General features: G+C 39.8%; 8 protein-coding genes and 1 pseudogene. 7 read left to right on the forward strand and 2 right to left on the reverse strand.

Translation table 11 applies throughout. The annotated features are described in order from the left end of the window. Nucleotides 1–13: 13 nt before the first annotated feature. Nucleotides 14–433 (forward strand): annotated as a pseudogene (locus tag PHAL_RS23860) (class GN sortase); the annotation flags it as partial. On the opposite strand, the gene PHAL_RS0111600 reads toward PHAL_RS23860, so the two are convergent. Next, nucleotides 433–1,410, reverse strand: a complete 978-nt coding sequence (locus PHAL_RS0111600; RefSeq protein WP_016708580.1) for a DMT family transporter — start codon at nucleotides 1,408–1,410, stop codon at nucleotides 433–435. The pseudogene PHAL_RS23860 and the gene PHAL_RS0111600 overlap by 1 nt on opposite strands. A 112-nt stretch (nucleotides 1,411–1,522) precedes the next feature. Here PHAL_RS0111600 and proB point away from each other — a divergent pair, with 112 nt between their 5' ends. The 6 genes from proB to PHAL_RS23005 all read left to right on the forward strand — a co-directional run bounded on the left by proB (nucleotide 1,523) and on the right by PHAL_RS23005 (nucleotide 13,144). Then, nucleotides 1,523–2,626: a glutamate 5-kinase gene (gene proB / locus PHAL_RS0111605; RefSeq protein ID WP_016708581.1), complete on the forward strand. Its 1,104-nt coding sequence runs from the start codon at nucleotides 1,523–1,525 to the stop codon at nucleotides 2,624–2,626. Between the two features lie 68 nt (nucleotides 2,627–2,694). Beyond that, nucleotides 2,695–3,669, forward strand: coding sequence for a GGDEF domain-containing protein (locus PHAL_RS0111610; protein WP_016708582.1), 975 nt, complete (start codon nucleotides 2,695–2,697; stop codon nucleotides 3,667–3,669). 68 nt (nucleotides 3,670–3,737) lie between these two features. Beyond that, nucleotides 3,738–4,097: a glutaredoxin family protein gene (locus PHAL_RS0111615; protein WP_016708583.1), complete on the forward strand. Its 360-nt coding sequence runs from the start codon at nucleotides 3,738–3,740 to the stop codon at nucleotides 4,095–4,097. Between the two features lie 83 nt (nucleotides 4,098–4,180). Further along, on the forward strand, nucleotides 4,181–5,665 hold the full coding sequence (gene gltX, locus PHAL_RS0111620; protein ID WP_016708584.1) for a glutamate--tRNA ligase: 1,485 nt from the start codon (nucleotides 4,181–4,183) through the stop codon (nucleotides 5,663–5,665). 431 nt (nucleotides 5,666–6,096) lie between these two features. After that, nucleotides 6,097–11,970, forward strand: a complete 5,874-nt coding sequence (locus tag PHAL_RS24700; RefSeq protein ID WP_016708585.1) for a S8 family serine peptidase — start codon at nucleotides 6,097–6,099, stop codon at nucleotides 11,968–11,970. A 334-nt stretch (nucleotides 11,971–12,304) separates the two neighbouring features. After that, the gene (locus PHAL_RS23005; protein ID WP_016708586.1) at nucleotides 12,305–13,144 is read left to right on the forward strand and encodes a MipA/OmpV family protein; all 840 of its coding nucleotides are present in this window, start codon (nucleotides 12,305–12,307) and stop codon (nucleotides 13,142–13,144) included. 115 nt (nucleotides 13,145–13,259) lie between these two features. Here PHAL_RS23005 and PHAL_RS0111635 read toward each other — a convergent pair whose 3' ends face one another. After that, nucleotides 13,260–13,667: a DUF3019 domain-containing protein gene (locus PHAL_RS0111635; protein ID WP_158217506.1), complete on the reverse strand. Its 408-nt coding sequence runs from the start codon at nucleotides 13,665–13,667 to the stop codon at nucleotides 13,260–13,262. Nucleotides 13,668–13,916: the final 249 nt, after the last annotated feature.

Here is a 13,916-nt window from a genome sequence, read left to right on the forward strand (position 1 = left end):
CCATGGAAGTTATATGCAAGGCAAAGCATGGTTGGCACAACGCCTTATAGAGCAGGCTTGGCAAAAAGCACTAACAACGCCAAAGCAGCAGGTAAAACCATGGTTTTATGCTGATAGCTATGTAACTGGGCAGCTTAATTGGCCAAGCCAACAACAAACATTAACACTATTAGCGGGAGCCAGCGGGCGTAACTTAGCGTTTGCGCCAAGTCACTTTTTACCAAGTGGTGAACTGGGCTCAGAGCGTGGTGTATTGATCGCAGGGCATAATGATACACATTTTGCATTTTTACAAAACGTGAAGGTAGGCGAGCAATTTAGTTTGCAAACTCAAAATGGTGTGATTGAACAATACCGAGTACGTGGGATTGATGTGATTCACCAATCCCAATTTGACTTTTTAGCACAAACTGGTTTGTACTTACTGACCTGTTATCCTTTTAACTCACTGGCATCAGGTACTGAATTACGCTTGTTAGTTTCAGCTAGTAAGGTATCTGTTGATGAAGTTTCATCCGATATAGCCTCGTCACTGACATCAATAACTAACTCTTGATGGCGTTGGCTTATCATCACGCCAATAAACACCACGAAAATACTTAACCATTGCCCTAAGGTGAGGACTTCTCCCAAAATAATTGCCGACAAAATAAGTGTAAAAATAGGAATTAAATTTGAAAAGGCAGCAGCGGTTAATACCGACACTTTGCTAATCGCATAGTTATACATGCCGTAGCCACCGAGTGTGACACACGAGCCTAAATATAGAATGCTTAATAAGGCGGTTAAATCGTGTTGATTTTCGCTGGGTAAATCAATAAACAGCAAAAAAGGCGCAAAGAATAGGCTGCCACTAAAGCCTTGTAATGCAATAAGTGTTAGCGGTGAATAACGGGCGGCTAAATGCTTTACTGATACGGTGTAAAATGCAGCACATACCATGGCCATTAGTTCTAAAAAATTACCGAGTAATGGATTGGGGGCTTGCTCGGAAGTCGGCGATAATAAAGTAAGTAAAATACTGCCGCCAATACAGAAGGTAAACCCTATCACAATGGCTTTGCTGATGTACTCTTTAAGCATGAAATAAGCTAAAAGCGCCACAATAATTGGCAAACAAGAAACAATAACACCTGCCTGCGAGGCAGAGGTGTATTCCATTGCGTGACCTTCAAACAAGAAATATAAGCAGGGTTCTGCTAGTGACATGCCAACAAGGTATTTCCAGTCACCTTTATGGTAGTCAAATCGGATCACATAGCGCCATAAACACAGTGCTAACATCAAGGTGGTGAGCATGCGTAAAAAAATTACTAAAGCAGGGTCATAAATCGCAATAGCATATTTTAACGCGATAAAAGAACTCCCCCATAAAAAGGTGGCAATGATCAAACAAAGGCTAGCTGGCATAAACGTCGTATGATTGTAGTAAAAGGCAATCCTAGCATGAATATTTTTTACTTGTTCAAAAATCGATAAATGGTATAAATAAATCCTTCATTTTTGAACCGTAGTAAAAAGCATGCAAAGGGCACAGGTAATAGTGGTTAAGCTGGGAACGAGTGTACTCACCGGCGGCACCGATAAACTCGACAAAGCACACATGGTAGAGTTAGTTCGCCAATGTTGTGAGTTAAAAAAGTTAGGTCATCAAGTCGTATTGGTATCAAGCGGTGCGGTGGCAGCGGGTCGCGAACAACTATTAAAGCCCTGTGGTCGTTCATTAATTGATAAGCAGATGCTGGCAGCTATTGGCCAAGGCCAACTTATTCATACATGGCAAAGTTTATTCGCTTTATATGGTGTTAATGTAGGGCAAATGTTGCTGACCCGTGCTGACGTGGACGACAGAGAACGCTACCTAAATGCCCGTGATACATTAACTGCGTTATTAAATTATGACGTGGTGCCGATTATTAATGAAAATGACGCGGTTGCCACGGCGGAAATTAAAGTCGGTGATAACGATAACCTTTCTGCGCTGGTGGCCATATTAGCCAATGCCGACAAACTGTTGCTATTAACCGATCAAGAAGGTTTATTCACCAGCGATCCACGCACAAACATTAATGCTCAACTTATTGATGAAGTAAATCATATAGATGATGAGTTACGCCAACTTGCTGGTGGCAGTGGTACTAATCTAGGCACAGGAGGCATGGCAACAAAACTACAAGCAGCAGATATCGCTCGCCGTGCAGGGGTTGAAGTGATCATTGCTAAAGGAGCCGGGGAAAATGTTATTCTTAATTGTATGAGCGAACAGTTGCCTGGTACGCGCTTTGTAAAATTAACAGCCCCCAGAGATGGTCGTAAAAAGTGGTTATTAGCAGGACCTAAAAGTAGTGGCCAGGTGGTAATTGATGATGGCGCGGTGAATGCTTTACAACAACAAGGTGCCAGTTTATTAGCAAAAGGGGTGTGCGCAGTACATGGTCAGTTTGAGCGCGGTGACCTTATTGAACTTGTGACTTGTGAGCAGCAATTAGTTGCCCGTGGTTTAGTGCGTTTTAGTAAAGCTGAAACCAACCTTATAAAGGGTTGTCACTCAAGTGAAATTGCTAAGCTATTAGCCTTTGATTGCGGTAGTGAGGTGATCCATCGCGATGATTTGGTGTTGTTCTAAACTAATAATTTAGTAAAATTGCAAAGCTAACCTAAACTAGTGATATGTATTTGTTTAGGTTGGCTTAGATGATAACAACCCCTTGCGGACATGAATGGATCGTATTCTTAACGCAACAAGTGGAAGAACAGTCTTTAGATACCGCGCTTATCACAGCTGTTTCGGGTCTGCCTGAGATCAACGTTTTTGCGCTCTATATTAATAAACATTTTGATCCACAAATTTCTCCCACGTTATTGAATGCCGATAGCCAAATAGCACCGCTTTCATCTGTTGAACTGATGCATCTACTAGAGAAAGTAAGCAAAAATAAAATACGTGTAAGCTGTGCTTTCGCTGGTGTGACTACCTATGTCCCTATGTATTATTTAGGCACCGTCATTGGCTTGTTAATAGTTGAATCAAAGGATGAATTACCTGAAGACGTGGGGATGTTAGCACGACATATTTTAAATGTTTATGCTAATCAGCTCGCCTTGATCCATAAATCACGACTAGACCCATTAACAGAGTTACTTAATCGACAAACATTTGATAAAAAAGTGATTGAAATACTTTCCGAAGAGGACTTTTCTGGCAAAGGTGAGATCTCCACTGAAAATCAAAGTTGGTATTTAGCGATTATCGATATTGATCATTTTAAACGGGTGAATGATAATTTTGGTCACGTTATTGGTGACGAAGTTATTTTGTTGGTATCACGATTATTAAAAGATAACTTCCGCTTTAAGGACTATGTATTTCGCTATGGTGGTGAAGAGTTTGCCGTATTGTTTCAAAGTTACGATAAAGTAGCGGCTCGACAGAAGTTAAATTGTTTACGTGCGAATATCGCTGAATACCCTTTTCCACAAGTAGGCAACTTAACTGTTAGTGCGGGATTTTTAGAACTCAGCTATGTTGATATGGTTGCATCTTTAGTACATAAAGCCGATTTAGCATTGTATGAATCGAAAAATAATGGTCGTAATCTAGTGACTGCTTATAGTGATCTTGGTCTCGTTGATGATATCGCTAATGATGATGATATTGAGCTTTTTTGAATCTTTTGCAGTTGCTTTAACTGTGCTAAAATCCACGCCCTTAAATCGTTGTAAACAGGGCTCAGTTAATGAAATTAGTTCGTTGGTTATTAGGTTCTTTAATACTTTTTTTTGATTTTGTGTTTACCCCTCGCAGTAAAAAACGTCCTGTGGATGAGCAACAACAGCTAGATCTACTCACAGCTCAATTTAAATTGTATCAATTCAAAGCGTGCCCTTTTTGCGTAAAAGTTCGCCGTGCAATTAAACGTGAAGGCTTAAAAGTTGAAACTCGCGACGCTAAAAATAACCCGCAGTACCGCCAAGAATTGTTAGAGCAAGGTGGCAAAATAAAAGTCCCATGCTTACGTATTGAAAAAGATAACCAAGTTACTTGGTTATACGAATCAAACGATATTATTGCTTACTTAGATAAAGTCGCGGTATAAAGCGCGCAACCATTTCGAAAATAGCCCATGCTGTGCTAGCATTTGGGCAACTTTTATAGTCCTTTTTTAAAGAGAATATACCCATGACAATCCGTACTCGTGTTGCTCCGTCACCCACTGGTGACCCGCATCTTGGCACCGCTTACATTGCCCTGTTCAACTATTGCTTTGCTAAGCAACAAGGTGGTGAATTTGTACTTCGTATTGAAGATACTGACCAAGTGCGTAGCACTTCAGAATCAGAGCAAGCGATCATGGATAGCTTACGCTGGTTAGGACTTGAATGGGATCATGGTCCAGATGTAGGTGGTGAGTTTGGCCCTTACCGTCAGTCAGAACGCAGCGACTTATATAAAAAATATGCCCACCAACTTGTTGACGATGGTAAAGCATTTTACTGTTTCGCGACCAGTGAAGAGCTGGATCAAATGCGTGAAGAGCAAATGGCACAAGGTCTGCGCCCTAAGTACGATGGCCGCGGTTTAAAACTGAGCGATGACGAAGTTAAAGCAAACTTAGCCGCTGGCAAGCCTTATGTTATTCGTATGAATATTCCAGCTGAAGGCACATTTAAGTTTAACGATTACTTACGTGGTGAAATTGAGATCCCGTGGGAAAACGTTGACATGCAAGTGCTTCTTAAAGCCGATGGTTTCCCGACTTACTTTTTAGCTAACGTAGTTGATGATCACCACATGGAAATTAGCCATATTTTCCGTGGTGAAGAGTGGATCAACTCAGCACCTAAGTTATTAAAGCTTTATGAAGACTTTGGTTGGCAAGCTCCAGTACTTGGTCACTTACCATTGTTACGTAACCCTGATAAATCTAAGCTATCAAAGCGTAAAAATCCAACGTCAATTAATTACTATAAAGAAATGGGGTACCTACCAGAAGCGGTACTTAACTACCTTGGTCGCATGGGATGGTCAATGCCTGATGAACGTGAAAAATTCACCCTTGCTGAAATGATTGAACACTTTGATATGAAACGTGTATCACTGGGTGGCCCGGTCTTTGACGTAGATAAACTAAGCTGGTTAAACGGCATGTGGATCCGTGAAAACTTAACTGATGCAGAGTTAATCCAGCGCTTTGTTGATTGGAAGTTTAACGGTGAAATGCTTGCTAAAGTGTTACCTGAAGCAAAAACGCGTATAAACACACTATCAGATATGGTTGATTTAGCAGGACACTTTGTTGGTGGTATTCCAACTTACGATCCTGCACTATTAACTGCGGGTAAGGCGGATGAAGATGTTATTCGTCAGGCATTACAATTCTTTATCTGGCAGCTTGAAGGTTTACGTAGCTGGGAGAAACCAGAAATATTTGCTATTGCTAAAGCCGTTGCAACCTTCCATGAGTTGAAGATAAAAGACTTTTTAGAGCCGATTTTTGTCGCTATTACTGGCAAAACGTCTTCTACATCTGTACTTGATGCTATGGAAATTCTAGGATCTGACCTATCACGCGCTCGCTTACGTGTTGCGCTTGCACATTTAGGTATGTCTAAAAAGCAAGCCAAAAATATTGAGCGTGCTTATCGCGAGTACCCAGCTGCATAGTTAAACTATTCTCTGTTACTTACAGAAAAAACCGAACCTTACTAACGTAACGTTCGGTTTTTTATTTATTATTGCTTTAAGTAACACACTATTTATCTTCGCGATCAGGTTTTCATTATCTAATTCTTCGTTTTTGTAATTCTTACTATTAATGTCCTTCGTATTCATTTCTTGATTGTAATTTTACTTTATGGAATTTTTTATTTCGTATCTGTTGTTCGGTAGTGATTTTTAATTTCTTCAATAACTTACGATAACTTTAGAGTTTGTTATGTTTAAACTGTTACTTTAATGTTGTTGGGGTGTACAAAATGCTACACGTTTGTGGGTTTTATTTAACTTAAATTGTGGTTGAATTCCCCTAAGTGTTGAAATGGATATTCACATTTATTGAATATTTATAATTCGCAAAAACATCCTTGGGGAAAGTTATGAAAATGAAAACAATATCGGTTGCAGTCGTTGCAGCCTTGTACAGTGCAAGTGCATTACATGCAGCAAATGTTAAGGTGAATACGGCTGATACACCGCAAGCTGCTAATACGACTTTTGCAGAAGTAAAAGCATTAACTAAAAAAATTCAAGAGTCTAGTTCATCAACTATGATGCAAAATGATGGCTTGAACGTGCAGCTAAATTCTCAAAATAATAAATTTAAAGCTGAAGGACTTGATGGTGAACATGTCTACATCGTCAAATTAAATGATAATTCTGTAGCGTTAGAAGCACAAAGTTTTGATTCACCGTTAGCGCGTACACTTCGTAGCCAAGGTGTAAACAAAATTTTTGAAAAAGGTCAAGCTGCGACAGCTGAGGTTGTTGCATATCAAAATAAATTATTAACTAAACAAAATACAGTAATGCAGTCAGTTACAAATGTAACGGGCCGTACAGAGATGCGCCACCAATTTACTAAAGCATTAAATGGTTTCTCTGTAAAAATGACTGAAGCAGAAGCTGAACGAGTTGCTGCGCTTGGTACAGTTACATCTGTAATGCGTTCAAAAAATTACGATCTACTCTCAGACGAAGGCCCAACACATATTGGCGCAGATAAAATCTGGGATGGTAGCAGTGTACCAAGCGGTATTAAAGGTAAAGGTGAAGGGCAAATCGTTGGTATAATTGATACCGGTATTAACTCAGATCACCCATCGTTTGCCGCTGTTGGTGATGACGGCTACGCACATGTAAACCCATTTGGAGATGGTAACTATGTGGGGGATTGTGTTGAGGATGCTGATTATATCCAATGTAATAATAAATTAATCGGTGTACGTTCGTATGATGTGATCACTGATTCATACTCTGCAATGATCCCAGGTTGGCCTGCGATTGGTGAAGATTACCAGGGGCACGGCTCTCATGTTGCATCGACTGCTGCTGGTAACGTACTTTATGATGTTCCTTACATGGTTGCTGGAACTGGCGATCAAATGGATGGTGTGGTCTTAAAAGAAGCACTATTTCCACAAATTTCTGGTGTGGCTCCGCATGCCAACATTATTGCGTATCAAGTTTGTTACCCAAATAGCGAACAATATGCTGGCTGTCCTGGTGAAGCACTTATTGCAGGTATCGAAGATGCAATTTCAGATGGCGTTGATGTAATCAACTTCTCAATCGGCGGTGCTGACTCAAATATCTGGGCTGATCCGGTTCAGTTAGCTTTCTTGGCTGCTCGTGAAGCGGGTATCAATGTTGCTGCGGCTGCAGGTAACAGTGGCCAAGCGTGTGGTGCAGCAGAGTGCTTTGGTTATTTAGATAACTCGTCACCTTGGCTTGCTCAAGTTGCTGCGACTACACATGGACGTACGGTTGCAGTTGAAACCGCAGTTGAATATGCTGGCTTTATAGACCCATCATTTGGTTCAGAAGTACCACAATGGGCAGAGACGGGTCTTATAGGCGGTTCAATTAATACTGACGAAATTACTGGTGTAGTTGTTTGGGCGAAAGACTATGAAGATGTTAATGGCCTAAAAGATAGCAATGGCTACTGTACAGCAGAATTTCCTACGGCGACATTTGATTTCTTTAAAGACGGTACTGAAATTCCTGGTGCTGCAGAAGGCACGACTAATGTAATCGTTGTTTGTCAGCGTCACACTGCAACAGATCCGGCGGCGAATGCACGTACTGCAAAAGTTGATAATGTTAAAGCAGGTGGGGCTGATGGTTTCATCATGTATAACAAAGATACAGCGCAAGCGACTGTACCTGAAAGCTACTCTTTACCAGGTGTTCATTTTACTGCTGCACAGTGGAACGGTGTTTCTACTACGCAAGGCTTAGAAGATTGGGTTGATAGCTCAAGTGAAAAAGGTCATATGATCACCATTAAGCCAACACTAATTGAGCGTCGTGTAAATAGCGAAGATGCTGACTGGTTAGCTGCTTTTTCATCGCGTGGTCCGTCATTTTCAAATGTTGAAATACTTGCGCCAGCAGTGGCTGCTCCGGGTGTAAATATTCTAGCAGCGTACTCTGATGAGCAGGTATTTGCCGCTGTACCAAATGGCCAAGATTTTGCGTCTATCAGTGGTACTTCAATGGCGTCTCCACATGTTGCTGGCTCAATGGCGTTGTTGCGTCAAATTCACCCAACTTGGACACCAGCAGAAATACAATCAGCATTGCTAATGACGGCTGATAATGTTGTTAAATATCATCGTCAAAATAATGAATCTGATACACTTGATACGGCAGAAATATATCGCGCTGGGACAGGTCGTATCAACGTAGAAAATGCTGCTAAAATCGGTTTTGTAATGGATGAAACAGCAGAAAACTTCTTAGCTGCTAACCCTGACAACGGTGGTACACCGCATAAGTTAAATTTACCGAACTTAGTTAACTTTTCATGTAAGCCAGAATGTCAGTGGATCCGTACTATCAAAGCAACCGAAGATGGTACTTGGACAGTTAGTCATGGTGATGTTGTAAATTGGAATTACGATGTAAATAACCAGTCAGCACAAAATGGCGTTAATATTGAAGTTACGCCAAGCACGTTCAGCCTGAAAAAAGGTGAGACGCAAACCATCATTGTTAAAGCATCAATTATGGATACGCAAGACCATGCTAGTAATTCAGAGGTTGAGCTACACAGTAATTTGATTTTCACACCAGAAGGCGGTCAGCTACCTGAAGCACATTGGCCAGTTGTGTTTAAATATGAACGTGCCGATTTACCTTCATCAATGACAGTTATTGCCCACTCTGATCAAGATACCTATATTGCAAAAGGTTTACAGCTGCCGAACACCACAGCGCCAGTAGGTAAAGTTTACAAACCAGTAAAAGCAGACGTTAAAACAGTTGTAATTCCGAAAGATGATGATCGTACTTACCCATGGATGCTTGGTGCATCTGAAGGTGATTTGACTGCGGGTGAAGTGTTAGATGAAGCTGTATTTACAAAGTTCACTCATGTGCCTGCAAATGCTAAACGCTTTACTGTTGAAGTCTTAGATGCAGAATCGGAACTTGAAGGTACTTCAAATAAAGGTAACCCTTATCTATATATAGGTAAAGATTATAATAATGATGGCATTATTCAGCCTCAAGATGAAATTTTATGTGCGTCAAGTCATCCTGTTGCAAATAACTTCTGTAATATTAACAATCCAGAAGAGGGTGACTACTGGGCTATAGTGTATAACGCGCGAGTATCTGGTCATTTAGGCTTGGAAGAAACATTTGATGTGGCATTTGCAGTAGTAACAGACGAAGCAGCAAGTGATATAAGTGTATCTTTACCTACGAGTAATGGCGGAGATCCTGTTGACATGACCCTTAATTGGGATATGGCGATGAAGCAAGATGAGGTTTATTATTCATTGATAGACTTAGGAACTTCAAGTGTAAATCCTGACAATATCGGTTCTATCCCACTGCGTTTAGATCGTGGTGTTGATAGCATCAATGTGGATATTCCGGTCTCAAAAACAAAAATTGGCGAAGTTGTGCCATTAACATTTGAAGTGTTAGCGAATAACTCAGGTTATGACCGTGATTATTCATTTGAATTAGCTATCCCTGAAGGTCTAAGTATTCGTCCAGATACAGTGCTAGCTTCAACTGATGAAGGGGTAAATATTGATGTGCAAGATGGTAAAGTTATTATTTCTGGTACGCAAAAAGATACTAGCTTAGTAACACCTGATTACATTGTAACTAATAACATTACGGACGAAATGTGTCGATTACCAAACCTTGGCAATAGTAACCCAGGTGGTTATATTAACCTTTCTGAGTTTGGTATTTTACCGCTGTTATCTGGCTTTGAAGAAAATGGTGAGACTAACTATCGGTTCGGCTACTCAATATCTATCAATGCGTTATTTAATGGGCAATATGATTCTTACGCTCTCTATAACAATGGCGATGTATCAAATGTGTCAACAGGTCATTTGCAAATCAAAGGCATGGGTACAGTTGGCCCTGTTCCAGCGCGCTTCTTACAGCCGCAACATATGCAGTTCCCGTTAGAATCTTATCCGCCAGAGTTACTGGCACCATTATGGCGTGGCTATGATGTAACTCAAGAATCAATACTTAAAGATGAGTTGAATGTAGGTTTATCTGCTTCTGAAGGTATCTCATTAGCAAGTACATCGTCTGGTTGGGCTATTATCGAGTGGGATAATGCGTCTGACTATGGTGATAAAACTTATGACTATGACCTTAGAAAGAATGTTTACACCAAACGCGATAATAGTTTTGACTTCGAAGTTGTATTTAATGTAAATACTCGTTTTGGTAAAAATGAACACGAAATTTATTACGCTTACGATAATGTTGACTTCGGTAGTACAGGTAACCATGGCAGTATTGGATTACAAGGTTATAAAGGTCTGGTTGGTACATTTGGAGCTTTAAATGGTCCATTAGGTGTTGATCTTGCTTATAACAACATCGACGAAGTTGTCAAAGATGGCTACATTGTATGTATGGATTACGTAGGTCCTGAATCATCGCAGTTTGAAGTAACAGCATGGGCTGAGGTATTACCAGCAGCAGCAGGACAGACCCTAGCCGTTACAGCCACAACATCTATGTCTGGAATGGCTGATAAAGTGATTACTAAAGACATTGTGGTTCCAGGTAACATTACCGTAGCGCCACTTGCAGATATGACCACCACAGAAGAAACAGCGATCACCTTTGATGTTAACTACATTGATGAAGTTAACTCGAAAAACCAAGTATCGATTGTGGCTGATAATGTCAGTTATGTAGTTAATGGCGATACAGTGACGTTAACTCCAGCGGAAGATTTCTTTGGTGAGATCGAAGTTCAAGTTGTGGTCTCGGATATTGAAAACCCAACTGATGCAGCAAGCACCACATTTACACTAACAGTGGTTAATGAAAGCGATGCACCAACAGTTAACGTTGCAACAACTGAAATGATTATCACCGAAGGCGAGGTTATTACCTTAGATGCATCAAACTCAATGGATGCAGATGGTGATGAAATTACTTTCATGTGGTCAGGCAATGGTGTTATTGCAGATAGCAGTGCAGCAAAAACAACGGTAACAGGCTTAACAGCCGGTGAGCATACGTTTACAGTAACAGTATCTGATGGTGCAAATGAATCAACAGCCACAGTTATGGTAAAAGTAGTGACAGTTGCAGAGCGTTTAGTGGTTGATGCAATAGCAAACCTGTCAGTTGACGAAGATAACACGACAGAAGTAGCGGTTAACTTTGATAATCAGTTAGGTAAAGAAACAGTTGTTTCAGCAATGGCGAGTAACGCAAGTGTTGAAGTTATGGGGCATGAGTCAGGCTCACTGTTAAAACTAACACCAAACGCGAACTTTAATGGCGACATTGAAGTAACGGTCATGGTTGCTTATGCAGATGAACCATCAGCGGTTGCTCAAACGACATTTACATTAACGGTAAATGCAGTGAATGATGCACCGGTTGTAGAGCTTGCACAGACACATATCTTTGTTCGTGAAGATCAAGTAGCAACATTAACCGCTTCAGCGACAGACCTTGATGGGGATGAGCTAAGCTTCTCGTGGGAAGGTCCAGGCAACATCGCAACAGCCAATGCCGCCAGTACACAAATCTCAGGTTTAGTCCCAGGTGATTATGTGTACACAGTGACGGTAAGTGATGGCAGTGAAAATGTTACTCAAAGTATGCAAGTGTCAGTTACCGCAGCACCAGAGGTTGACGACTCAGATGATGAAGATGACAACGACAGTGGTTCACTAGCATGGTTAACGTTGTTAATGGCAGGTTTTGCAGGATTAAGACGTCGTACTGTAAAACGTAATTAATCACTTCCCTAAGTGTGTTATGTAACAAAGGGCCCTGAAGGGCCCTTTTTTCGTATATATAGAAAAATTAATGCTAGTGAGTAGTTTTGATATTTTATTGATATATCAAGAGAGTAACGATTAGTACCAATGATTAGCTAATGTAGCAAAATGTACCTTTTATTTAATTTTCTGTGCTTTGTGTTACATTGAAATTGGTTTTAATATATCTGTTTAAATTATTATACAATTTTACTCGCAGAGGATATGATCGTTAAACTGTAGCTATTACTGCTATTCGTCTCAAAATTGATTCTATGCAGTAAAATAATAAAATTAAGGTGGTTTGAATACAATGATGAGGTTATTAGGGTTGTTGTGTTTTGTATGCGTAAGTGCAAGCGCACAAAATGACTTAAAACAACAGCAATTAATAAAAAAATCAACATTACATGCGAGTATTACACTCGGTTATGGTGGTATTCAAAACCCAGTAGCTAGCTCTAAAAATATTACGTCAGTAATATTACCTAACTTTGCATATTATGGTGACCGTTGGTATGTCGATAATTTTGCTCTTGGCTATAGTCTTATTGAAAGTGAGCGTTATTATATCGATATAGCAGGGCGCTTTAATGATGATGGTTTCTTCTTTAAATTAGACGGTATCGATAAGCTATTTGCTACAAGCATTGTCTCTGATAATCCAAAAGTTCCAACCCGTCCCTCAGCTCCAACGACTTCACTGACTCCAATAGAGCGTGATCTGTCTTACTTAGCTGGACTCTCATCAGGCTTAAAGTTATTTGCCGATTCGTGGTTAGAGTTAGCCGTGCTACAAGATATTACTGGCGTGCACAATGGTCATGAAGTACAACTTAATGGCTATCAGTCATTTTCAGTTTTAGGTGGAGTACTCGGAGTTGAAGCTGGTGTAAATTATAAAAGTAGTGAATTGATTAAATATTATTATACCATTGCACCAACAGAAGCCTTATCACGGCTAACTAAGTACGAATTACAAAGCGCACTCAACTATCATTTAAAGATGGCATATGAGTATCCTATTAGTGAGCAATTGAGTTTTGATATGAAGCTTAAATATACATGGTTAGATAGTGAGTTAGCGAATAACCCAATAATTAATGAAAATGGTTACTTCTCAGGATTTATGGGTGTGACTTATCATTTTTAGAAGTCAGGAATTTGGTGCGCAACTGCATATACTTATCGAATAGTTCAAAATCCACAGTAGTTACAGTTACCGTCAGTTTTTTGTAATTAGACTATACCAATCACTACATCATTTATCATAAGCTCCAGCCAAAGCGTCGTCGTAAACGGTAGTCACTAGCTTCATAATTAGCGACAGAGAGCATTTGTTCTTTGATTACTAGATTGCTTAGAGGATCAATTAGTTGCACTTTAAACTCTTTACTTGCAGCAATTTTAAATCTTTCTTCAATGAGCCCATTTTGGGTATAGCACTGAGTATATTGAGGACGGTTTGAGATCTCGATACATAATTCTTTAAATGGGGTTAAGATAAAGTTCACTTGAATATTAAATTCACAGACTGCTTGTTTGGTTTCAGTAATACATACTGTTGGTGAAACTTTAAAAAAAGGTTTGTCCTCCGAGGTTGCAAAGCAATTGAAGCACAATGCTGTGCAGCAAAGAAAAGCTAAAGATGTTATTGTTTTGTGTATGTTTTTCACATCAACTTTTAGAATCCTGAGAGTGTTACACAACGAAAGACCTATTTATAATAGCGGGTTTTAGCAATGTTTAAAACTTTTAGCTGCACGCTTAGAGTGATAATTTTTTATGGATATTCTAAGCTTTACAAATAAAGTGATTTTTATATTGTAGCTACTATTAACTTGTTATTTTTAATTTCTTTAAACAGCAATAAATCGTATTCAGTAAATTTTTAGTTATAAAGAATAAATTTAAGCTTAACAAGC

This window comes from Pseudoalteromonas haloplanktis ATCC 14393 (genome assembly GCF_000238355.1).
In the GTDB taxonomy this organism is placed as follows: Bacteria; Pseudomonadota; Gammaproteobacteria; order Enterobacterales; family Alteromonadaceae; genus Pseudoalteromonas; species Pseudoalteromonas haloplanktis.

Excerpts from the sequence above, each read along its gene's own strand:
- PHAL_RS0111600 (WP_016708580.1), bottom strand. The coding sequence starts at position 1,410 with ATGCCAGCTAGCCTTTGTTTGATCATTGCCACCTTTTTATGGGGGAGT.
- PHAL_RS24700 (WP_016708585.1), top strand. The coding sequence starts at position 6,097 with ATGAAAATGAAAACAATATCGGTTGCAGTCGTTGCAGCCTTGTACAGT.
- PHAL_RS0111615 (WP_016708583.1), top strand. The coding sequence starts at position 3,738 with ATGAAATTAGTTCGTTGGTTATTAGGTTCTTTAATACTTTTTTTTGAT.
- proB (WP_016708581.1), top strand. The coding sequence starts at position 1,523 with ATGCAAAGGGCACAGGTAATAGTGGTTAAGCTGGGAACGAGTGTACTC.
- PHAL_RS0111610 (WP_016708582.1), top strand. The coding sequence starts at position 2,695 with ATGATAACAACCCCTTGCGGACATGAATGGATCGTATTCTTAACGCAA.
- PHAL_RS23005 (WP_016708586.1), top strand. The coding sequence starts at position 12,305 with ATGATGAGGTTATTAGGGTTGTTGTGTTTTGTATGCGTAAGTGCAAGC.
- gltX (WP_016708584.1), top strand. The coding sequence starts at position 4,181 with ATGACAATCCGTACTCGTGTTGCTCCGTCACCCACTGGTGACCCGCAT.